The organism is Rhizobium sp. 1399 (assembly GCF_031455475.1).
Taxonomy (GTDB): domain Bacteria; phylum Pseudomonadota; class Alphaproteobacteria; order Rhizobiales; family Rhizobiaceae; genus Rhizobium.
Genome location: NZ_JAVDSU010000022.1, coordinates 17565 through 39128 on the forward strand (window position 1 = coordinate 17565; position 21564 = coordinate 39128).

Annotated in this window: 17 protein-coding genes; 7 read left to right on the plus strand and 10 right to left on the minus strand. The window is 60.1% G+C overall.

Annotated features, from left to right (window positions below; genetic code table 11):
* Nucleotides 1–25: 25 nt before the first annotated feature.
* The 3 genes from J2X71_RS36525 to J2X71_RS36535 all read right to left on the minus strand — a co-directional run bounded on the left by J2X71_RS36525 (nucleotide 26) and on the right by J2X71_RS36535 (nucleotide 3179).
* Complete coding sequence (locus tag J2X71_RS36525) at nucleotides 26–868, minus strand: carbohydrate ABC transporter permease (protein ID WP_310390286.1); 843 nt, start codon at nucleotides 866–868, stop codon at nucleotides 26–28.
* Entirely contained in the window at nucleotides 865–1794 is a 930-nt protein-coding gene (locus J2X71_RS36530) for a carbohydrate ABC transporter permease (RefSeq protein ID WP_025669448.1), read from the minus strand. Before J2X71_RS36530 ends, J2X71_RS36525 begins: the two co-directional genes overlap by 4 nt.
* Nucleotides 1795–1880: 86 nt before the next feature.
* Nucleotides 1881–3179, minus strand: a complete 1299-nt coding sequence (locus J2X71_RS36535) for an ABC transporter substrate-binding protein (protein ID WP_310390289.1) — start codon at nucleotides 3177–3179, stop codon at nucleotides 1881–1883.
* A gap of 277 nt (nucleotides 3180–3456) precedes the next feature.
* Between J2X71_RS36535 and J2X71_RS36540 the strand changes: the two genes are divergently transcribed.
* Entirely contained in the window at nucleotides 3457–4503 is a 1047-nt protein-coding gene (locus J2X71_RS36540; protein WP_310390291.1) for a Gfo/Idh/MocA family oxidoreductase, read from the plus strand.
* 15 nt (nucleotides 4504–4518) lie between these two features.
* Here J2X71_RS36540 and J2X71_RS36545 read toward each other — a convergent pair whose 3' ends face one another.
* Nucleotides 4519–5655: an ROK family transcriptional regulator gene (locus tag J2X71_RS36545; protein WP_310390293.1), complete on the minus strand. Its 1137-nt coding sequence runs from the start codon at nucleotides 5653–5655 to the stop codon at nucleotides 4519–4521.
* Nucleotides 5656–5867: 212 nt separating this feature from the next.
* Here J2X71_RS36545 and J2X71_RS36550 point away from each other — a divergent pair, with 212 nt between their 5' ends.
* Nucleotides 5868–8894: a glycoside hydrolase family 38 C-terminal domain-containing protein gene (locus tag J2X71_RS36550; protein ID WP_310390295.1), complete on the plus strand. Its 3027-nt coding sequence runs from the start codon at nucleotides 5868–5870 to the stop codon at nucleotides 8892–8894.
* 147 nt (nucleotides 8895–9041) lie between these two features.
* A complete protein-coding gene (gene tkt / locus J2X71_RS36555) occupies nucleotides 9042–11072 on the plus strand; it encodes a transketolase (protein ID WP_310390297.1) in 2031 nt (676 codons plus the stop codon).
* Nucleotides 11073–11177: 105 nt separating this feature from the next.
* Here tkt and J2X71_RS36560 read toward each other — a convergent pair whose 3' ends face one another.
* From J2X71_RS36560 to J2X71_RS36580, 5 genes are read right to left on the minus strand one after another with little or no spacing between them, the layout of a single operon-like run.
* Nucleotides 11178–11939: an ABC transporter ATP-binding protein gene (locus J2X71_RS36560; RefSeq protein WP_310390327.1), complete on the minus strand. Its 762-nt coding sequence runs from the start codon at nucleotides 11937–11939 to the stop codon at nucleotides 11178–11180.
* Between the two features lie 5 nt (nucleotides 11940–11944).
* Nucleotides 11945–12793, minus strand: coding sequence for an ABC transporter ATP-binding protein (locus tag J2X71_RS36565; RefSeq protein ID WP_310390299.1), 849 nt, complete (start codon nucleotides 12791–12793; stop codon nucleotides 11945–11947).
* Nucleotides 12786–13697, minus strand: a complete 912-nt coding sequence (locus J2X71_RS36570) for an ABC transporter permease (RefSeq protein ID WP_310390301.1) — start codon at nucleotides 13695–13697, stop codon at nucleotides 12786–12788. Before J2X71_RS36570 ends, J2X71_RS36565 begins: the two co-directional genes overlap by 8 nt.
* A gap of 4 nt (nucleotides 13698–13701) precedes the next feature.
* Nucleotides 13702–14763 carry an ABC transporter permease gene (locus J2X71_RS36575; RefSeq protein ID WP_310390303.1) on the minus strand — a complete coding sequence of 354 codons (1062 nt, stop codon included), beginning with the start codon at nucleotides 14761–14763 and terminating at the stop codon, nucleotides 13702–13704.
* A 21-nt stretch (nucleotides 14764–14784) separates the two neighbouring features.
* Nucleotides 14785–16386: an ABC transporter substrate-binding protein gene (locus tag J2X71_RS36580; RefSeq protein ID WP_310390305.1), complete on the minus strand. Its 1602-nt coding sequence runs from the start codon at nucleotides 16384–16386 to the stop codon at nucleotides 14785–14787.
* 123 nt (nucleotides 16387–16509) lie between these two features.
* On the opposite strand from J2X71_RS36580, the gene J2X71_RS36585 reads away from it, so the two are divergent.
* From J2X71_RS36585 to J2X71_RS36595, 3 genes are read left to right on the plus strand one after another with little or no spacing between them, the layout of a single operon-like run.
* Nucleotides 16510–17220 (plus strand): GntR family transcriptional regulator, encoded by a 711-nt coding sequence (locus J2X71_RS36585; protein ID WP_310390307.1) that lies wholly within the window; start codon nucleotides 16510–16512, stop codon nucleotides 17218–17220.
* Between the two features lie 13 nt (nucleotides 17221–17233).
* Complete coding sequence (locus J2X71_RS36590; RefSeq protein WP_113323839.1) at nucleotides 17234–18142, plus strand: dihydrodipicolinate synthase family protein; 909 nt, start codon at nucleotides 17234–17236, stop codon at nucleotides 18140–18142.
* An 11-nt stretch (nucleotides 18143–18153) separates the two neighbouring features.
* Entirely contained in the window at nucleotides 18154–19293 is a 1140-nt protein-coding gene (locus tag J2X71_RS36595) for a mandelate racemase/muconate lactonizing enzyme family protein (protein ID WP_310390309.1), read from the plus strand.
* 178 nt (nucleotides 19294–19471) lie between these two features.
* Here J2X71_RS36595 and J2X71_RS36600 read toward each other — a convergent pair whose 3' ends face one another.
* Entirely contained in the window at nucleotides 19472–19855 is a 384-nt protein-coding gene (locus tag J2X71_RS36600) for a nuclear transport factor 2 family protein (RefSeq protein ID WP_310390328.1), read from the minus strand.
* Nucleotides 19856–20130: 275 nt separating this feature from the next.
* On the opposite strand from J2X71_RS36600, the gene J2X71_RS36605 reads away from it, so the two are divergent.
* The gene (locus J2X71_RS36605) at nucleotides 20131–21468 is read left to right on the plus strand and encodes an epoxide hydrolase (protein WP_310390311.1); all 1338 of its coding nucleotides are present in this window, start codon (nucleotides 20131–20133) and stop codon (nucleotides 21466–21468) included.
* Nucleotides 21469–21564 lie beyond the last annotated feature (96 nt).

A 21564-nucleotide genomic window follows, 5' to 3' on the forward strand; every position in this document is an offset into this window, starting at 1 on the left:
TCTGCCACGGACACGCAAACCGACCTTACCCTTTCACCGCGCCGCTGGTCATGGCGCCAAGGATCAGCCGTTGAAGCGACAGGAATGCCACGATCGCCGGAACGACGGAAATCAGGCAGGCGGCGGCTAGCAGCTGGATGGACGAGTCGGTCTGCATGCCACGGAAGTTAAAGATTCCGACGCCGATCGGCATCAGGTCATTTTTGGTGAGCAGCAGGAAAGGCACCAGGAATTGCGACCAGCCGGCGATCACAGTGATGATGAAGACCGAGGCAATGCCCGGTGCCGACAGGGGCAGGATGATGCGCCAGAAGACCGAGAAGCGGTTGCATCCGTCGATCATCGCGGCTTCGTCCAGGCTGCGCGGAATGCCGTCGACGGTGCCTTTCAACAGCCAGGTCGCAAGGGGAACACCGAGCGCGATATAGACCATGACGACGGCAAAATGCGTGTCGAGGAGGCCGAGACGGTTCATGTAGCGATAGAGCGGCACCATGATGACGAGCGGCGAGATCATCTGGAAAAGCAGGAGCCCCATCATCGAGAGGCCCTTACCGCGGAACTGGAAGCGCGAGAAAGCGTAAGCGGCAGGCAAGGCAACGATCAGCACGCCGAAGCCGCTCAAGGCCGCAAGCTTCAGGCCGTTCCAGAGATAGATTGGAAAATAGCTGTTGTTGAGAACGGTGATGAAATTCTGGATGGTGGGATTGTCGGGAATATAACGCGCCGCGCCGCGATAGACCTCACGCTTGTCACGCAGCGCCATCGACAGGAGATAGGTGAGGGGGCCGGCAAAGAAGACGAACATCACCAGCATGAAGAGATAGCTTATGGCATCGCCGAGCCGTGTTCCGGTGCGTCCGCTCATTGCTCTTCCTCCTTCGGCAGGAACGACGCATAGACGAAGGCCAGGCCGAGGCTGATGATCAGCATCAGCACCGAAAGCACGCTGCCGCCGGAGAGATCGTAGTTTCGGAAGACGATGTTGAAGACGTAGAGCGAAATCACCTCGGTCGCGCGTCCCGGTCCGCCGCCTGTCAGCGTGATGATCGCGTCGAAGGTGTTAACCGTCTGGATGGTGATCAGGATCATGTTGACGAGAATTGCGGCGCGCAGCTGCGGAAGTGTCACGAAAAAGAACTGCTGCGAAGCCGTGGCACCGTCAACCTCGGCGGCTTCGTAGAGCGAGGGATCGATCGATTTCAGCGCCGCATACATCACGACCATCGAAAAGGCCGTGCCGCGCCAGATGTTCGAGATCAGCGTCGACCAGGGCGCCATCGCCGGATCGGAAAGCCAGGCAACTGTCGGCATGTGCATCAGCCTCAAAATGCTGTTCAGCGCGCCATAAGGCGCTTCGGAAAACAGCATCTGCCAGATGATGCCGCCGGCGATGCCTGGCACGACCCAGGCGACCAGCGCCGTCGTCCTCAGGATCGTGGTGCCGAACAGGCCGCGCTTTTCGCCGCGGATGACAGTGACAGCGACTGCAAGACCGAGAATCTGCTGGCCGATGACGCTGCCGCCGACGAAGATCAGCGTCGCCCAGAGAATGTCAGGCAATTGCGGCGAGCTGAGCGCATTGGCGATCGAACCCAGCGTATAGTCCTGGTTTTCGCCGATCAGCGTCGCATTGGTGAAGGAAAGCCGGAAAACGTCGATGACGGGATACAGGTAGAATATGCCGATGACGACGATCACGGGCATGATCCAGGGCAGGGGCGCACCAGCGAACCGGCGCATGAACGTTCTGCTTTGAGGCGGGCTGTCAGCCTCGATGGCAATAGGGCTCATTGGCTTCTCTGTCCGGGTTTGGCACTGTCGACGGCGCCTAAAAGGCAGGCGCCGTCGTTATCTGAAGCGTCAAAAAATGCCCGGGATCAGAGCCGCTTGTAGGCCTCCATCGCCGCGCTGAATGCGGCATCAAGGGCTTCTTCCGGTTTCTTCGTTCCCGAGAGCACGTCGCCCATCATGATCTGGATCTGGTTAGAGATCTCCGGATAGATCGGCACGCCGGGACGCGCCTGGCCGTCGACGAGCGCATTGGCGAAGGTCTTGTTGGCTTCCGTCGAGAAGACCTCATACTTGTCGAAGAGCGACTTGCGCGTCGGCAGCTGCTGCTGCAGCGCGTTTGCCGGACCCATATAGACGTCGCGAGCCAGATTGGCGCACATCTCGATCTTCTCCTTGTCCTTGCTGAAGGACGCGATCGTCCAGCCGCCGGTGCCGGTCGAGCGCTCATTGGCCGAAGGGCCGGGGATCGGCGAGAAGGTCCAGTTCTTGAATTCCTCTTCGTCGAGCGTCGCCTTCAGCTGCGCATATTGCCAGTTGCCGCCGATGAAGAGCGCCGTCGTCGCCGCAGCTGCCGCGGCATTCATGTCGTCGTAATTGGCGATAGTGGTAACGCGCTTGGGGGCCGCGCCGGAATCGACGAGATCCTTGAAGTAGTTAAGCGCCTTCAGGAATTTCTCCTTGTTCTCGCCTTCGCCGAAGACCGGCTTGCCCGAGTCGTCGACGAGCTTGCCGCCGAGCGCCCAGTAGTTCGCCAGCCAGTCGAAGGTGGTGCCTTCCCAGCGCCCGCCGTTGAAGAGGACGCCTTCCATGCCTTCCTTGGTGGAGGCAAGTGCGGCCTTCTTCAGGTCGTCCCAGGTCTGCGGCGCATCGGCTACAACAGACTTGTTGCGGTAGAGGACGCGAAGGTCCGTATCCCACCACCAGGCGCGGATCGTCTGATCCTTGTCGGTGATGCCGCTGCGGATGAAGGGGAAGAGATCGTCGACTTCTTCCCTGGTGAAATAGGGCGTAAAATCCGCCAGCACCTTATTGACCATGAACTGCGAGAGCACGAAGGAGTCGACGGCGGCGCAATCCGGCGCATTGCCGGCCTTGGCCTGCTCCAGCATCTTGGCCTGTTCCGTGCCGATGTCGGAGGACATGAACTGCATCTGCAATTTCCAGTCCGGGTGCTTCTTGATGAAGTCGACAAAGAGCTTCTGGTAACCCTCTGCGATGTTGGGGTCGGAATTGTTCGGGCTGTCGTTCGTGAGCCGGACGACAAGGGTTTTTGGCGCATCGGCAGCGCCGATCCTGTCCTTTGTCGCAAGCTCCTGGGCAAATGCGGCAGGCACTGAAAATAACATTGTGCTCAGCGCTAACGCGCTGATGAACGCTCTCTTCATGATGGGTCTCCTCCCCATTTTAAACGGATACAGCCTGGTGGTCAGTTGACCTCTCCTCATTTCCATGCTGCATTAATTAGATTAAGTTACTTTGATTTGATGTCAAGCCGCAGCTTGGGAGGATTGAGATGCCGGCGACATTCAACACAAGTTAGCGGACCGCAGCCGCATTTCCCGATCACAAAAAATCGAGCCATTTCGGGCATCCGCGATGGCACGGTGAGGTTTTGCCTCGGCTACGTGAAGGTGGCCGAACCTGACATCTATGGAGGATCAGATGCGCTTACTCATTCTCGGCACTGGCGGAATGGCCAATCAACATGCCGCAAATTTCAAGGCGATCGAAGGCGTGAGCGTCGTGGGCGGGGTCGACGTCGTACCCGAGCGGCTGGCGGCATTTTGTTCTGAACATAGCATCCCCAATCACTTCAGCACACTCGAGGAAGCCCTTGCCTGGGGCGAGTTCGATGCCGTTGCCAATGTTACGCCCGACCGCATCCACCATCCGACGACGCTACAGGCGATTGCGGCGGCCAAACATGTCTTCTGCGAAAAGCCGCTCGCGACCGATGCCATCAAGGCGATGGAAATGACGGATGCCATCGAAAAAGCTGGCAGGGTCGGCATGGTCAACTTCACCTATCGCAATTCGCCCGCCCTGCAGAAGGGACGGCAAATGGTGCTTGCCGGCGAGATCGGCGAGATCAGGCATGTCGAGGCATCGCATCTGCAGAGCTGGCTTGTGGGGCGTCATTGGGGCGACTGGAAGAGCGAGAGCAAATGGCTGTGGCGCCTCAGCAAGAAGCACGGCTCGAACGGCGCGCTCGGCGATATCGGCATCCATATCGTCGATTTTGCGTCCTATGGTTCGGGGCTCGATGTCGCCCACGTCTTCGCGCGGCTGAAAACCTTCAACAAGGCGCCGGGAGACAAGATCGGCGAATATGATCTCGATGCGAATGACAGCTTCACGATGAATGTCGACTTCACGACGGGTGCGATCGGCACCATCCAGGCGACGCGAACCGCGGCCGGCCAGATGGATCAGCTGCGTCTCAGGGTCTATGGCGAGACCGGTTCGATCGAGATGATCTACGACACCGGAAAGTCGACGCTTCGCGCCTGCCTCGGCGAAGATGTTCACACCGCAACATGGCGCGACATCCCCTTCGATCCGGTGGAAACGAACTATCAGCGCTTCGTGCAGGCCGTCAGGGCAGGCAGGACGCAGGAACCCTCGTTCCGCAGGGCGGCGAATATCCAGAAAGTGCTCGACAAGGCGCTTGCCTCGGATGTCAGCCACACGGACGAGGCGCTTGCCTGATTTGATACTAGGACGTCAGGCGGAAGCCGGTGGCAGCAGGGTGTTGAGGAAGGGCAGCAGTGCCGCCCCCAGCGCCACGCCGCCGCCGCTGAAGCTTGCCGGCTTCATCGGCGAAATCCACGGTGTCAGGAAGGGCCGCTTGGATGTGTCGCGGCGCTCGACGGAGAGCTGGTGGATCAGTGCTTCGACGACGCTTCGCGGCAGGTCGCCGCCGATCATGATCACACCAGGCGCGATAAAGCCGGCCATGGCGATGATCGGGTCGAGCAGGTGGCTTGCCGCATCGCGGATCCACTGTGTCAACTGAGGGGAGGACGGCTCTTCGCCCGAAATGAGGCGCTTGAACTCGTCGTCGCTGACCAGTGCGCGCAGCGCGCCGAAACCGACCACCGTGTTCAGCCGGACATTATCGGGGCCGGTGAGCATCTCACCGATGCTGCCTGCGCGTCCGTGGACGCCCGAATAAGGAATGCCGCGAACGAGGAAGCCGGCCTGGACATCTTCGTCGATGATGATCATCGCCAGTCCGCCTTCGGGGGCAGGCGCGCCGATGGTGCGCTCGGCAAGCAGGCTTGCGGTGCACTCGTTCTCCACGTGACTGACAGGAAGCGTGGATGCTGCGTCGAGCTCTTCGCTTTCCTGCGCGGTCCAGTCGTTAGACCCGATCCCCAGGCCGATGATCGGCATGCCGGCATGCCGGCCGATCATCTTCTGGGTGGCTGAGAGAATTGACGGGACGCGCGCTGCCGCGTTGAGGGAAAAGTATTCCCGATCGTGGACCTGGCCGCTGAGGTCGATAAGGACGGTTTCGCCCCGGTTCTGGCGAACCCTGACACCGATCGAAAACGCGCCGTCAGGGCGCAGGGCAAATTCGGTGGCGGTCGCGCTGTTGCCGGCGCCGTTGCGGCGGTGCGACGTCACCAACCCTCCCTCGCTGAGGCGGCGTAGAATATTGGTGATGCCCGGCCCGGTAAGCCCGGAATGCTGGCCGAGTTCCATGCGGGTCAATGGACCGTGCCGGCGGATAGCCTCCAGAATGACGCGGATATTTCTGTCGGCGATTTCTCCCGATCGCAGACCGATTGTTTTACCCCGCGTTACGGCCGTTTCCTCTGTCTGACGTCGCCGCGGCCCGGATCGAAGATACCGCATAACCGTCTTCCCTAAGCACCTGGATGCTTGTGTATCACAGGTAAAACTCTCGCAACCTATTTCTTGTCCGCTTGACTGCAAAACAAAGTTACTTAATCTAAGGGATGCCACGCGCCTCGGTTGGAGGAGACGGGACGCGGTGGCTGCGGCCTATTTGCGCGACCAGGTTTTCTCCCCACCCGTCACTTGCTTATTTTCCAATAGGACCCGCCATGTCTCTCACCATTGCCCAACGCCTCGATCGCCTGAAGGTTCGCACAGCCGAGCTCGCTCACTGGCGCGACAGGCAAAGCATCGTGATCGACGGCTGGACCTTCGACGGCGAGCCGATCGCCCATGATCAGGACTGGCCGCACCGCAAGGGGACGGTGCATTTCGCGGTATCGGCCACAGTGCCGCGCGACTGGCCAATCGAAAAGGTTCGCCTGCAGCTCGATCTCGGCGGCGAGAGCCTGATCACGCTGCACTATTCCGGCGGCCAGGCAGAGACATTCGGGCTCGACCCCTATCATCAGGAGTTTCCGATCAAAGCCAGGGAATTCTCGATTACCACTGACAGCGTTGCCCGCTTTCCCTTCGGCGAGCCGAACCGGGCACCGAAGCTCAACAAGGCGCGGCTGATCTGGCTGGACGAACCGGTCCACAGGTTGCACCTCCTGTTGCGGCAGATCGGCGAGGCTGCCGACGTGCTCGAAAGCCATGAGGTCGTGCCGCACCTGATCGAGGCGGCCGAACAGTCGCTGCGCAGCCTCGACTGGCCTTCGGACACGTCAGCCTATATTTCACGCACAGCCGGTGCGGTGATGCAGCAGAAGATCTGGGAACTGCCGGAGCTTGAGGCAAACCCGGCCGGCCTTAATGAAGCGCAGAGCGCTTCGGCCGGTGCCGCCTATGATCAGCTGATCGCGCGATTGAAAGAGCTTCAGAAGCGTTTTCCGCCGAACGGTGAACTGCTGCTGACCGGCCATGCCCATATCGACCTCGCATGGCTTTGGCCCTACGACGAGACGCGTCGGAAGATGCGTCGCACCTTCAACACCGCGCTCTCGCTGATGGAACGGTCGGACGACTTCCGGTTCAATCAATCGACTGCCCATTATTATGCGCAGATGGAAGAGGATGATCCCGACCTTCTCGAACGGATCAAGAAGAAGGTCGCCGAGGGCAAGTGGGAAACTGTCGGCGGCATGTGGGTCGAACCCGACACCAACATGCCAACGGGTGAGAGCCTTGCGCGGCAGGTACTGTACGGACAGCGCTATTTCGAGAAACACTTCGGCCTGCGCCACACGGTCTGCTGGCTGCCGGACTGCTTCGGCTTTTCCGGGGCCTTGCCGCAGGTCCTCCAGCTTGGGGGGATCGACAGTTTCTTCACGATCAAGGTGAACTGGAGCGAGACCAATCACATCCCATCCGACTTGTTCTGGTGGAAGGGGCTCGATGGAAGCAAGGTTCTGACCCATACTTTCGACAACCCCATGCATGGCTACAACGGTTTCGTGCAGCCGGATTGCTTCGTGCCGACCTGGAAGAATTTCCGCGGCAAGACGCAGCATGACACATCGCTGCTCGCTGTCGGCTACGGTGATGGCGGCGGTGGCGTGACACCCGAAATGGTCGAACGCGAAGTGCAACTGCGCGACTTCCCGGCAATCCCGAGCGCCCGGTGGGGCACGGTGAAGGGCTTTTACGAAGAGGCCCACCGCACTGCGGCGCAAAAAGAGCTTCCCGTCTGGGACGGGGAAATCTACCTCGAACTGCACCGCGCGACGCTGACGTCGCAAAGCGGCGTCAAGCGCAAGCACCGGCAGGCCGAGCGGTCGCTGATTACGGCCGAGACGATCGCTTCGCTCGCGCATCTCTTGGGTGCCGGCAAACCACAAAGCCTGGAAGCGGATTGGCGCGTCGTCCTGAAGAACGAATTCCACGACATCCTGCCGGGCTCAAGCATCCGCGAAGTCTATATCGACGCCGAGCGGGAGCTCGACGGCGTCATCGACAATGCCGAGTCGGAGAAGGCCAAGTCTCTGAAGACGCTATCAGCTCATCTTCCGGCAGGTGGGGTGACGGATGCGTTGATTGCCGTCAACCCGTCGCTTGCGCCGCGGCCGCTGACCACCAAGCTTTCCGATGGGACGGTCCTGTCATCTGCCGAAATCGTCGCGCCTCTTTCCGTTGCGGTCTTTGATCGCAAGACCCTCAAGCCCGCCGGCTTGCTGAAAGCCGATACGCAGAGCCTCGAAAACGAGCACCTGTCTGTTGTCATCGGCAAGGATGGCGCCGTTTCAAGCCTCGTTCACAAGGCAACGGCCAGGGAGGCGATCGAAGGAGCTGCAAATCAGCTCTGGGTCTATCCGGCCGACAAACCTCGCAACTGGGACGCCTGGGACGTCGATGCCGACTATGCCGAAAAGGCTGTCCGCCTCGACAGGCCCGAGAGCATCACACTTGCCGAACAGGGGCCACATCGTGCCGCGATCCGCGTCGTTTACCGATACCGAAACTCGACGGTCACCCAGCTTTACGTGCTGACGGCCAATGCCCGCAGGCTTGATATCGAGACGACGATCGACTGGCATGACCGGCGTACTCTGCTCAGAACGCTGAACCCGGTCGCCGTGCGTTCACGCACAGCCACCTTCGAATGCGCCTTCGGTATCGTCGAGCGGCAAACGCATACGAACACGTCCTGGGAGCAGGCAATGTTTGAAGCTGCCGCACATCGTTTTGTCGATCTCAGCGAACCAGGTTTCGGCGTCGCTCTGCTCAACAATGCCAAATACGGGCACAGTGCGCGCGGCAATGTCATCGGCATGAGCCTCGTGCGCTCGCCGATCTATCCCGATCCACTCGCCGATGAAGGCGAGCAGAACTTCACCTACGCGCTGATGCCGCATGAGGGCGCCTGGCATGAAGGCCATGTCCTCCAGGAAGCGATCGATCTCAATCAGCCGCTCGTCACCATCGAGGCCAGTGGCCTCTCGGCAGGCACGCTGTCGCCTCTCGGCGTCGAAGGCATACCAGTCGCCTTTTCGGGACTGAAGCCGGCGGAGGAGGGAGAAGGCCTTATCCTGCGGCTTTACGAACCGGCGGGCCGGCGCGGCCGGCTTTCGCTCGCCTTGCCCTCGGGCTGGCAGGCTTCGGGACCTCTGAACATCCTCGAAGAGCCGATCGAGCGTGCAGGGCCTGCCGACATCATGCCGTTTGAAATTCGGACCTGGAGGCTGCAGCGAAGCTAATCGCGTCAGTATCTGGAAAGTTGTCGCTACGCGTTCCGAATCCATTGTCGATCGCTCCCGGGAAAAGTTTCAACATGTCGCAGTGGCCCGGCTCGCGCCGGGCCCTATCTTCCGGCTGGTCTTTCACCAGCTCCCGAGGAAACGATCATGACGGAATCCGTGAAGTCCGTACCTGCGCCCCGCGATCAGCACCTGCGCGACATGGCCAATTGCATTCGCTTCCTCTCGATGGACGCCGTCGAGAAGGCCAAGAGCGGACACCCTGGCATGCCGATGGGCATGGCCGACATTGCTGTCGTGCTCTTTTCCGACTTCCTGAAATTCGATGCCGAAGACCCCTACTGGTTCGATCGGGACCGTTTCCTGATCTCCAACGGGCACGGCTCGATGCTGCTCTACAGCCTGCTCTATCTGACCGGCTACCGGGATATGACGATCGACCAGATCGAAAACTTTCGTCAGGTCGACAGTAAGACGGCCGGTCATCCCGAATATCGCCATGCCACGGGCATCGAGACGACCACGGGTCCGCTCGGACAAGGCATTGCCAATTCGGTTGGTTTCGCACTTGCCGAGCGCATCATGAACGCCAGGTTTGGTGACGATCTTTCAAACCACCACACCTATGTCTTCCTCGGCGACGGATGCCTGATGGAAGGCATCAGCCAGGAGGCCATATCGCTTGCGGGCCACTTGAAGCTCGGCAAGCTGATCGCGTTCTGGGACAACAATTCGATATCGATCGACGGAGCCACAAGTCTGGCGGAATCCGACGATCAGCCGGCGCGGTTCCGCGCATCGAACTGGCATGTGCAGGAGATCGATGGACACGATACTGACGCAATCCGAAACGCGATCGTCGAAGCCCAACGGATCACCGATCGCCCGTCGCTGATTGCCTGCAAAACCATCATCGGCTTCGGCTTTCCGACCCGCGCCGGCACGCAGAAAGCCCACAGTGATGCTCCGGGTGAAGAGGAGATCGCTGGCGCCCGCAAACTTCTCGACTGGAACGCACCACCCTTCGAGATCCCGTCCGACCTTTTGGATGACTGGAGAAAGATCGGCGCCAAGGGACGCAACACCCGGATGGCCTGGGCGGTTCGGGTCCAGACGGCGAAGGCGGATATCCGGGGGGAATTTGAACGCCGCATGAAAGGCGAACTGCCCTCGGACTGGACCAGAGCAATAGAGGCGGCAAAGCAGGAGCTTCTGTCTGCTGAAAAGGACCTGGCAACAAGGCAGGCGAGCGGGATTGTTCTCAACCACCTTGCTGAGACCATCCCCGAGCTCATCGGAGGATCGGCGGACCTGACACCGTCGAACAACACGAAGGCCAAATCCATGATCGAGATTGCGCCCGGTCAGTATAATGGATCCTATGTCCATTACGGCGTGCGTGAACATGGGATGGCGGCTGCCATCAACGGCATTGCCCTTCATGGCGGGTTGATCCCTTATGGCGGCACCTTCCTGACCTTTTCCGATTACGCCCGGCCGTCCATTCGGCTGGCGGCGATGATGGCGGTGCGTTCAATCTTCGTGATGACGCATGATTCGATCGGTCTCGGCGAGGACGGCCCAACCCACCAGCCTGTCGAACATCTGACAGCCCTGCGCGCCATTCCGGGTCTTGCCGTGTTCCGCCCGGGTGATCCGATCGAGACGGCCGAATGCTGGCAGGCAATCCTTGATGCTCCGCGGCAGGCAGCCTTGATCGCACTGTCCCGCCAGCCCATGCCGCTTCTGAGAAAGCAGCCGGGCTCTCGCAACCTGTCGGCAAGGGGCGGATACGTTCTGCTTGAGGCTGAGGGTGGCGCTCGCGAGTTGACGATCATGTCGACCGGATCGGAATTACACCTCGCCGTTGAGGCAAGGGCGAAGCTCCAGGCGGAAGGCGTTCCAACCGCGGTTGTCTCCATGCCGTGCCGTCTGCTGTTTGAGGCGCAGGCACCGGATTATAAGCGTGAGGTTCTCGGAGACGGAACTGCGCGTGTCGCGGTGGAAGCTGCCGTCCAGGATAGCTGGGACCGATATCTCGGGCTCGACGGCCGGTTCGTCGGCATGCACAGCTTCGGGGCGTCGGGCAAGATCGACGACGTCTACAAGAAGTTCGACATCACCACGGACGCCGTTGTGAAAGCCGCGCAAGGGGCACTGGGTTTCCGTCGTCGATGAGTGATCGGCAATCGCGGACGGCTTGCGGTCTCTAACTGCTCATGGTGCAGCCGAAGCTCCTGCGGCTGCCCTTGGCCACGCCCTCATGTGACGCGAATTCCGGCTCTAGCCGGCGCGGCGCGTGGGTTGGTAGCCCCTGCTGCCGTCGAGAAGCGTGCGTGTATAGGAATGTTCGACATTTCCGCTGAGCAAAGCCTCTCTTGAAGCGATCTCCACGAACATCCCGCCCTGCATGACGGCGACGCGATTGCACAGATGAGCAATCACAGCCATATCGTGGCTGACGAGAATGTAGGTCAGTTTTTCCCTTTCGCGCAGGTCCTTCAGCAGATTGAGGATCTCGGCCTGGATGGACACGTCGAGTGCGGATGTCGGCTCGTCGAGGAGAAGCACACGCGGCTTCAGTATCAGGGCACGTGCGATTGCGACACGCTGGCGCTGACCGCCCGAGAGCTGATGCGGAAAACGATGATAGAAGGATGGGGGCAGGCCGACGTCACGCAACACCTGTTCTACGCGCTCCCTGCGCCGGTCGACGCCATGGATTTCAAGGGGTTCGAGGAGCGTGCGGCCGATCGTGTGACGCGGGTGAAGCGAGCCGAATGGGTCCTGGAAGACCATCTGCTGCTTGGCGAGCTGCGATTTTGAGCGATTGGCGGTGATTGCCTCTCCGTCGATCGCAATCGAGCCATCCCATGCTTTGATCCTGCCGGCCAACGCGCCGAGAACAGTGGATTTGCCGCATCCGCTTTCCCCGACGAGGCCGAACGTCTCGCCCGGAGCAACGTCGAAGGAAACATCCTTGACCACCTGTTTGGCGGAGTGGCCGCTGCCGAAGGAAACGGCAAGATTTTTGACTGACATCATCATGCTCATGCCTCCGCCCAGCTCGGGTCTCGCCTTAGGACCTCAAGGCGGTCTCGAGGGTGGTCGAGGCTCGGCAACGCCTGCAAGAGGCCCCGTGTGTAGGGATGGGTTGCCTCTTCGAGCTTTGCGGCTTCAAGCTCTTCGACGATACGCCCGGCATACATGATGATCACTCGATCGCAGAAGCTCTTCACCAGGTTGAGATCGTGCGAAATGAAGATCAGCCCGATGTTGCGCTCGGTGATCAGGTCGTCGAGGATCGACAGGACCTGCTGGCGCACGGTTACGTCGAGAGCCGAGGTCGGCTCGTCGGCGATGATCAGCGATGGGGAGGAAATCAGCATCATCGAGATCATGATGCGCTGTCCCATGCCGCCCGAGACTTCATGCGGATAAAGGTTGAAGACGCGCTCTGGATCGCGAATGTTGACTCGTTCCAGCATGGCGAGTGTGCGTTTGCGCGCCTCGCGGCGGCTGACGCGTTCATGCAGGATGACGGTTTCGGCGATCTGCTCGCCGACCGTCATGACCGGGTTGAGCGAATATTTAGGGTCCTGCAGGATCATCGAAATGCGCCGCCCTCGGATCGAGCGCATATCGGCCTCGCTTGCGCGAACGAGATCGACATCCTCGAAGCGCATTTCGTCGGCAACCACTTTGGCGGTCGCCGGCTGCAGCCGCATAATGGCGCGTCCGGTCGTGCTCTTTCCGGAGCCGGATTCGCCGATGATGCCGACTTTTTCGCGCCCGACGGTGAACGAGACGTTCTTCACGGCCGTGACGACGCCCGACAGGGTCGGGAACTGGACTGACATGTTTTTGACCGAAAGGATCGGCTGGGATTGATCAGGCATTTCGGGGATCCATGATGTCGCGCAGGCCGTCGCCCAGCAGATTGAAGGCAAGGCTGACCACGAGGATTGCGATGCCCGGAACAGTCGTCAGCCACCAGGCGTCGAGCAGATATTGCCGGCCCGACGCTGCCATTGCACCCCATTCGGGCATCGGCGGCTGGGCGCCGAGACCGAGGAAACCGAGGCCGGCCGCCGTCAGGATGACGCTCGACATGTTGAGCGTCAGTCGAATGATGATCGAGGGAGCACAGAGCGGCACGATGTGATGCAGCAGGATACGGCTCATGCCGGCGCCCTGTAGCTCGGCGGCGACGACGAAGTCGGCGGCTCGGAACGTCAATGTTTCGGCGCGCGCCAGGCGAGCAATCGGCGGCCAGACGGTCAGCGCAATGGCGATGACGGCATTCTCAATCCCAGGTCCGAGCGCCGCAGAAAAGGCGAGTGCGAGAACGAGGCTCGGGAAGGACAGGAAGATATCGGTGATGCGCATCAACACGACATCGACCCAGCCGCCGAGATAGCCGGCAGCGGCACCGATCACAAAGCCGATCGGCGCCACGATGACCGTCACCAGAATGCTGATATAGAGCGTTGTGCGTGCGCCATAGACGAGACGCGAATAGACGTCGCGGCCGAACTCATCGGTTCCGAACCAGTTCGCGGCAGATGGCGGCTTAAGCGCCATCGTCAGATCCTGGGCAATGGGGTCGGAGTTGGCGAGCATCGGCGCGAAGGCGGCGACCAGCACCAGCGCAAGCACAACCAAAAAACCCGCAAAAGCCAGCGGATTTGCAAGCAGGCTCAGCCACAGGACATAGGCCTTGTGGAAGCGTGCCTGCCGGGTCGAGGAAAATTCCTCGTTGATCAGCCAATTGTGGAGATCGTTGAAATAGCGTGTCGCCATGATGTCACCGGGTACGCGGATCGAGGAAGCGGTAGGCGATATCGGACAGCAGGTTGATGACGATCGAAATGATGCCGATCAGGAGCACGCTGCCGAGGATCGCGTTCATGTCCGCGAAGAAGAGAGCCGAGGTCAGATATTGCCCGAGGCCGGGCCAGGCAAAGACCGTCTCGATGAGAACCGTGCCGTCAAGCAGGCCGCAATAGGCGAGTGCCACGATGGTCAGAAGCTGCACCCGGATATTGCGGAAGGCGTGTCGCCAGACGATGGCGCGCTGGCCGAGGCCCTTGGCTTTCGCCGTCAGCACATATTCCTGCCGAAGCTGTTCCAGCATGAAGCTGCGGCTCATGCGGCTGAGATAGGCCATGGCCGCATAACCGAGGATCAGGGCAGGGGCTGTGACATGCAGCAAGGCATCGCGGAAAACCTCCCATTCGCCGGCAATGATCGCATCGACGAGAATGGAGTTGGTCGGTCCTTCGACCAGCCCTTCATTATAGACGTCCAGTCGGCCGCTGCCGGGGATGAGCCCGAACTTGGCGTAAAAGACCAGGATGACGATGGTGCCGAGCCAGAAAATCGGCGTTGAATGCCCGATCAGCCCGACGACACGCGCGAGATGATCGACCCATGTTCCCTTGCGAACAGCGGAGATGATGCCGAGCGGAATGCCGAGGCCGGCGCCGATGATCGTTGCGAGCGTCGCAAGCTCCAGTGTCGCCGGGAAAACCCGGGCAAGATCACTTGCCACGGGGTTCTTGGTCACATGTGACTGGCCGAAGTTCAGGTGAGCGACATTGCCGAGATAGGTCGCGAACTGGACATAGAGCGGCTGGTCCAGCCCCATCTCCTCGTAGACCCGCTCATAGGTCGCCTGGTCGGCCTGGTCCCCGATCACGGCAATGACCGGATCAGCCGGGACCATGCGGCCGACGACGAAGGTGATGATCAGCAGGCCGAGCAGCGTCGTCAGGATAACGCTGAAGGATGTCGCCACCTTTCGCACTGCGTCGAGCACGGCTGCTCCGCCGCCCGATGCGGCCTCGGATGTTTGTGAGATGCTCACGTCATTCTCCCTTGGAGGAGGTCACTCGCCCTTGGAAACCGTGTCCCAGCGCGTCAGCCATGTCGAATGGCCGATATAGCCTTTGACTTCCTTGCGAACCGCCTTCGCGTCGGTGCGCAGGAAGGAGGTGATCAGCGGCGGAGACGATTCGAGATAGGCCTTGTTGATCTTCGCATAGAGATCGACCCGCTTCTGCTGATCCGTCTCGTGGGCGGCCGCAGTCACCATATCCTGAATGTCCTTCGGCACATCCCAGGCGGTGCGCCAGGCATTCAGGCCCGTCAGCTTGGCGTCGTCGGAATTGTTGGCATTGGTTGCATAGGACTGGAGAACCGCGTGAGGATCCGGCAGGCGTTCACCCGATCGCGCCGAAAAGATCTCGAATTCGCGCGTGCGGAACTTGCCGATATGATCGCCGCCCTGAAGATCGAGTTTGATGCCGGCCTTGGCGGCATTGGCCTGCAGGGACTGCGCAACCTCATATTCCGGGGTGACCGGCGTTGCGTAATAGACCTTCGAGAAACCATTCGGATAGCCGGCTTCGGCGAGTAGCTGCTTGGCCTTTTCGATGTCGAGCTTGTAGGGATTGACCTCGCTTGCACCCGGCAGGCCGGCCGGAATGATGGTCTGCTGCTTGATGCCGTAATATTTCATGACGGTGTTGGCGAGGCCGTCATAGTCGATCAGGTATCGGAAGGCTTCGCGGACCTTGGGATTGGAAAGAATCTCGTCCTTCTGGTTCAGGGCGAGGTAATAGAAACCGAAACCCGGCGTCTTCTGGATGTCGGCCTTGCCGCCGGACTCGACGGCCGCAAGATCCGTGGAGGACAGACGGGTCGCGACATCGACGTCACCCGCCTCAAGCTGCAGGCGCTGGCCAGAAGATTCCGGCATATGGCGGAGAACGACGCGTCGCATCTTGGGGGCGCCCTGCCAGTAATCCTTGTTGGCATCGGCGATCAGCAGGTCATTGACGCGCCAGGTGCGCAGTGCATAAGGCCCCGAGCCGGCGTCGTTGGCCTGCAGGAATTCGCGCCCCATATCGCCGTCCTTTTCATGCTCGGCCAGGAACTTGCTGTCTAGGATCGAGGTCGAGAAGCTCGCCAGCGAATAGAGGATCAGGTTGGGGTTCCAGAGGCTGGGCGTCTGGAGGACTACGGTGGTGTCGTCGCTCGCCTTGATCAGATCGTCGACATTCTTGTCCGTAAAGCCCCATTGGCGAAGGTCGACGGATGGCGCGAGCCCCAACTTGACGAGACGCCGCAGCGACCACTCGACGTCCTTTGCCGTCAGCGGATTGCCGGAATGGAACTTGATGCCGGAGCGGATCTTGAATGTGAAGGTCTTGCCGTCCGGCGAGACGCTCCAGCTTTCGGCGACGCCCGGAGCCGGCTTGGTAATATCGTCGGCCGGCAACACGATCAGCCGCTCATAAAGGTTCGCGACAATTTCAGCCGCTTCCAACTGATTGATTTCGTTTGGATCGAGGCCGCGCATCGACGACATGTTCGTCGCGATGACAAGCTGGTCCTTCGGCGTGGCTGCGGCCGCAGCCAGTGGCATCATCAGGCTCACGGCAACAAGCGCCGACGAGATCAATAGCCCGCGTCTTTGGATCTTCATTTTCTTCCTCCCAAGCATCTCTGCAAACACATCAGAGCGAATTTTGATATCGACATCGATCTGAAATCTGGTATATCAGATCTCACAAAACGATTTTGTCGTCAACGGGAGAATTTTCGGCTTATGGAAAATAAGATGGAGGGTCGGGCGGGCGACGACCGCATCGAAAAGATCGATCCGCGATTCCTGACGACCCTTCGTGATCATGTTCATAAGACGTTGCGGGCGGCGATCCTGTCCGGTCGCTTTCGCGCCGACGAGCGCGTCAACGAGCGCCAGCTCGCCGAGCAGCTTGGTGTTTCCACCACTCCGATCAAGGAGGCGCTCCGGCAGCTCGAGACCGAAGGACTGGTTGAAACCCTGCCGCGCCGTGGGGTGCTGATCCGGTTCAACGCCGGATGGGCGGAGGAAATGATCCTGGCTCGCGCTGCTCTGGAATCGATGATCGCGCATCTCGCCGCCAAGCGGATCACCAACGAAGAAGCCAGGAAGCTCAGCGATACGGTCGCATTGATGAAGGCGGCCACGGCCGATGGCGGTGCAGACGATCTCATTGCCCTGAACGAGACCTTTCACGAGCAGATCCACATCGCCTCGCGCTGCCAGTATCTCTCGCGCATGATCGAGCGCCAGCAATTCTATGACGCGAGCATTCGCCGCGTCATTCATTCCGACAACAAGGAGCGCGACAAGGCTCTCGCCGAGCATACCGCCATCGCTGCCGCCATCGTCTCGAACGACAGCGACAAGGCCGAGCGGGTAATGCGCGATCACGTCGTCCGCTCCGGCGAAACCTATCTCAACATCGTATTCAGGAAGAAAGAGGACATTTGACGTGACCGTGGGAATGGACAAGATTCGCAAGGCCCTGACGGGCATTTCCGGCGTTCCGGTGACCCCCTACAAGGCTGATGGCAGCATCGATCTCGCCAAGCTTTCCGCATTGATCGCGCGCCTCGCCAGCGCCCGGGTCCACAATCTGATGGCGGCCGGCAATACGGGCGAATTCTTCACCCTGACGATGGACGAGGTAAAAGCGGTCCATGCCGCCACGATCAAGGCAGCGGATGGCAAGGCTCTTATCAGTGCCGCCGTCGGGCGTTCGCTGGCGGAAGCAAAGGCGCTCGCCCGTCACGCGATTGCCGAAGGCACTGACGCGATCATGGGTCACCATCCGATGGATCCCTTTGCCGGGCCGAGCTACCAGGCGAAATATTTCCTCGAACTTGCCGAAGCGTCCACTGTCCCTGTCATTGCTTATGTCCGCAGCGACACGTTCTCGGCCGCCGATTTCCGCAAGCTTGCCCTGCATCCCAATATCGCCGGCATCAAGTTTGCATCCGGAAATCTGATGCTGCTTGCCGAGGTCATCCGCTCGACGAAGGATGCGCCGGCGATCTGGGTCTGCGGGCTTGCCGAGGGCTGGGCGCCTGCCTTCTATGCCATGGGTGCTCGCGGCTTTACCTCGGGGCTCGTCAACGTTTTCCCCGAGCGCTCGCATGCCATCCATCAGGCGCTGGAAGCCGGCGACTACGCGGCTGCCCGTGCCCTTATCGATGACATCGCCGGTTTCGAAGCGCTGCGCACCAAATATCTGAACGGCGCCAATGTCACGGTCGTCAAGGAGGCGCTCGGCATGCTCGGAACCGATGTCGGCCCTGTTCGCCTTCCCGGCGTTGAAAGTCTGACGGACGCGGAACGCGCGGAACTGCGCGCAATCGTCGACAATGTAAGCGGCAAGAACCGCGCCGCCTGAGGAAGAATCGCATGCATATCACCGGCTTCAAGACCTACATGCAGCGCGTCGACGACCGGCCGCGGCTGCTCCTGAAAATCGAGACGAGCGAAGGCATTTCCGGTTGGGGCGAGTGCTACAATCACGGCCCCGACTGGGCGCTGCCGCCGCTCTTCGACTACCTCTTCCATCAGATCGAAGGGGAGGACCCCCGCCGAGTGGAATTCCTTGTGCTGAAACTCAATCAGCAGTGCCGTTTTCCGCCGGGCGCGCTGGGGCTTGCAGCGATTTCGGCGATCGATCACGCGCTCTGGGATATCGCCGGCAAGGCCGCCGGCCTGCCGGTTTACATGCTGCTTGGCGGCAACGTTCGGGATCGGGTGCGCGTCTATTGCGGTGTCTATACCGCGCCGGACCCGCAGACGGCGCAGGACCAGACCCACGAGCTGAACGAAAAATACGGCTACACGGCTTTCAAGCTCAGCCCCTTCCGCCGCGACCTGCATGCCGGTCGCTGGGGCGAGCTTGTAAAGGAAACCGGTGACTGGTTCGCCAAGATACGCGAAATTACGCCATCGCATTTCGAATTCGCATTTGACGCTCATGCGAAGATCTTCGAGCCCTATCAGGCGGTGCAGCTCGCTGCGGCGATTGCCCCAAATGATCCGCTTTTCTACGAGGAGCCGATCCGGCCGGAGCACATTCCGGCATGGGCCGAGCTGAAGTCGAAAGTCTCCGTCCCGTTGGCGACGGGAGAATCTCTCTACAATCGCTTCGAATTCCTCTCCCTGTTGTCGGCCCGTGGCGCTGACATAATCCAGCCTGACATATGCGTTGTTGGCGGCGTGACGGAAATGCGCAGGATCGCAACAATCGCTGAGGCTCACTATGTAACCGTCGCGCCGCATAACCCGATGGGGCCGCTCGCGACCGCGGTCAATATCCACTTCTGCGCCGCACAGCCGAACTTCAAGGTCCTTGAGTTCAAGCCCCATGTCCACGCGCCATGGGCGGCCGATCCGTATATGCCGGTCGATGGCCATATGGAATTGCGGCCCGACCGTCCGGGTTGGGGTTTGGAAATCGATGAAAAGGCATTGCAGACGGAAGACTATATTCATTGGGAGCGGAAAATCACCCGCAAGCCGGATGGATCGACGGCTTATCCCTGATTGGTTCCGTTGAAATGACAAGCCAGCTTTAACGCTAGGGAAGCGCGCGCCACAGATCGTGATCGCGCTTTCCGCACTTCCCAGCTATGCGGGGAACATGGCCACTTTCCCGGCTCTCGATGACGCGCAAATGCTTGCGTCGTGAATTAAGCGGGAATTTGCCCCATCAAGGAAAAGTCTATTTCGTCATCCGCTCTGTAAGATGTGCCCGAGAAGGTGATGGCTCGAAGCTATCGGCGAAATATTGCGTTTCACGGGCCACCAGCCCGTCACGAAATTCCATGATGCTGACGGCATGAGAGGGCGTGCCATCATAGGTGAGTGTGAATTCGGTGACCCACAGATCTCCGCTGCCGATAATTCGTCGGACTGTAAACTGCTTCTTGTTTGGCTGGACGAACCGGCTTTCGTGAATGTTGTGCCTGCCGCGGATCCGCTCCCCTGATTGCGGATAATCCAAAAAGGCATCTTCGTGATAGATCTCGTGTTCGACGTCGAAATCGTTTGCGTCCGAAGCCTCCCAATGGCGCTCCAATGTCCTTTGCACTGTTCGATCTTCCAAGGGGATCTCCAACCTGCGTTTGCGGCCATAATCCTCGGGACAGCAAATAGTCGTGCTTTCGCTGTTCGCAGGGGCGTCATGGGTGCCCCTGCCAATGCAGCCGACCGCGGATCATTCGAAGGATACGCCTGGGGAGGACTGCCGGCAATCTGCGCCGCCGGTACACGCTGATACACTTCAGCCGATTTTCGAAATATGCGGGACACCTCAATCCTTGAAACCGCTCTTCGTTAACAGGCGCTGCGAATGCTGCCGCAATCGAAGGAGAGTGTTTCATGACGAAGACCGACAATGTTTCAACGCGGCGTGGCATCGCCGATCGAGTAATCGCCATAGCGTTTGGTTCTCTGTTGCTCATTCCGGCAGCCTATGCATTGCCGGCCCACGCCGCCGATCTTGCTTCGGGTGCCGCCACGAAAGCTACGAGTTCAGACGACGGCATCCGTCCGTTCCAGATCCACGTTCCGCAGTCGCAACTCGACGACCTGCGCAGACGCATCACTGACACCCGATGGCCAGACAAGGAGACGGTCGACGACGCCTCTCAGGGTATCCAGCTGTCACAGGTCCAGGAACTGGTTCGCTATTGGGGCACTCAGTACGACTGGCGCAAGGCCGAGGCGCAGCTCAATGCATTGCCGGAATTTGTCACCACGATCGACGGTGTCGACATCCAGTTCATCCATGTTCGTTCGCGCCATCCCAACGCTCTTCCTATCATTCTGACACATGGCTGGCCCGGATCGGTATTTGAGTTCATCAAGACCATAGGTCCTCTTACGGACCCGACGGCATATGGTGGCCGGCCGGAAGATGCGTTCGACGTGGTCATCCCCTCGATACCGGGCTACGGATTTTCCGGGCATCCGGTCGATCAGGGCTGGGGACCGGAGCGGGTCGCCCGCGCTTGGGACGTCCTGATGAAGCGGCTCGGCTATGACCACTATGTCTCTCAAGGTGGCGATCATGGTTCGGTGATCTCCGACGCGTTGGCGCGCCAGGCGCCGAAGGGCTTGCTGGCAATCCATCTCAATATGCCCGCGACGGTTCCGGGCGACCTCATGAAGGCCATCAACAGCGGAGACCCGGCCCCCGCGAGCCTGTCGTCGCCCGAGCGAGAAGCGTATAATTCCTTGAGCACCTTCTTCGGACGAAATGCTGCCTATGGCGCGATAATGGTGACCCGGCCGCAGACGATCGGCTATTCGCTTGCCGACTCGCCGTCTGGCCTGGCGTCCTGGATCTACGAGAAATTTGCCCAATGGAGCGACAGTGGCGGCGTTCCCGAGCGCGTTTTTTCCAAGGACGAAATGCTTGATGACATCACGCTCTACTGGCTGACGAATTCCGGCGCATCGTCATCGCGGTTCTATTGGGAGAACAACAACAACAACTTCAGCGCCGAGGCGCAGAAGACGAAGGACATCAAAATCCCGGTTGGCATCACGGTATTTCCGAAGGAGATCTATCGTGCACCGGAAAGCTGGGCCAAGCAGGCCTATCCCTCGCTGACATACTATCATCAGGTCGAAAAAGGCGGGCATTTTGCCGCCTGGGAGCAGCCCCAGCTCTTCGCCGAGGAAGTGAGAGCGGCTTTCAAGTCAGTACGCTGACGACGTCGAAATAGGTGGTCCTCGCTCGAGGGCCACCCCAACCCGACAAGACGTCGCCGCCGCAAACAAAATTGATGTCCTGTCGATCGGGTTGAT

Coding starts and splice junctions, on each gene's coding strand:
- J2X71_RS36525 (WP_310390286.1), bottom strand. CDS start 868: ATGAGCGGACGCACCGGAACACGGCTCGGCGATGCCATAAGCTATCTC.
- J2X71_RS36530 (WP_025669448.1), bottom strand. CDS start 1,794: ATGAGCCCTATTGCCATCGAGGCTGACAGCCCGCCTCAAAGCAGAACG.
- J2X71_RS36535 (WP_310390289.1), bottom strand. CDS start 3,179: ATGAAGAGAGCGTTCATCAGCGCGTTAGCGCTGAGCACAATGTTATTT.
- J2X71_RS36540 (WP_310390291.1), top strand. CDS start 3,457: ATGCGCTTACTCATTCTCGGCACTGGCGGAATGGCCAATCAACATGCC.
- J2X71_RS36545 (WP_310390293.1), bottom strand. CDS start 5,655: ATGCGGTATCTTCGATCCGGGCCGCGGCGACGTCAGACAGAGGAAACG.
- J2X71_RS36550 (WP_310390295.1), top strand. CDS start 5,868: ATGTCTCTCACCATTGCCCAACGCCTCGATCGCCTGAAGGTTCGCACA.
- tkt (WP_310390297.1), top strand. CDS start 9,042: ATGACGGAATCCGTGAAGTCCGTACCTGCGCCCCGCGATCAGCACCTG.
- J2X71_RS36560 (WP_310390327.1), bottom strand. CDS start 11,939: ATGATGTCAGTCAAAAATCTTGCCGTTTCCTTCGGCAGCGGCCACTCC.
- J2X71_RS36565 (WP_310390299.1), bottom strand. CDS start 12,793: ATGCCTGATCAATCCCAGCCGATCCTTTCGGTCAAAAACATGTCAGTC.
- J2X71_RS36570 (WP_310390301.1), bottom strand. CDS start 13,697: ATGGCGACACGCTATTTCAACGATCTCCACAATTGGCTGATCAACGAG.
- J2X71_RS36580 (WP_310390305.1), bottom strand. CDS start 16,386: ATGAAGATCCAAAGACGCGGGCTATTGATCTCGTCGGCGCTTGTTGCC.
- J2X71_RS36585 (WP_310390307.1), top strand. CDS start 16,510: ATGGAAAATAAGATGGAGGGTCGGGCGGGCGACGACCGCATCGAAAAG.
- J2X71_RS36590 (WP_113323839.1), top strand. CDS start 17,234: ATGGACAAGATTCGCAAGGCCCTGACGGGCATTTCCGGCGTTCCGGTG.
- J2X71_RS36595 (WP_310390309.1), top strand. CDS start 18,154: ATGCATATCACCGGCTTCAAGACCTACATGCAGCGCGTCGACGACCGG.
- J2X71_RS36605 (WP_310390311.1), top strand. CDS start 20,131: ATGACGAAGACCGACAATGTTTCAACGCGGCGTGGCATCGCCGATCGA.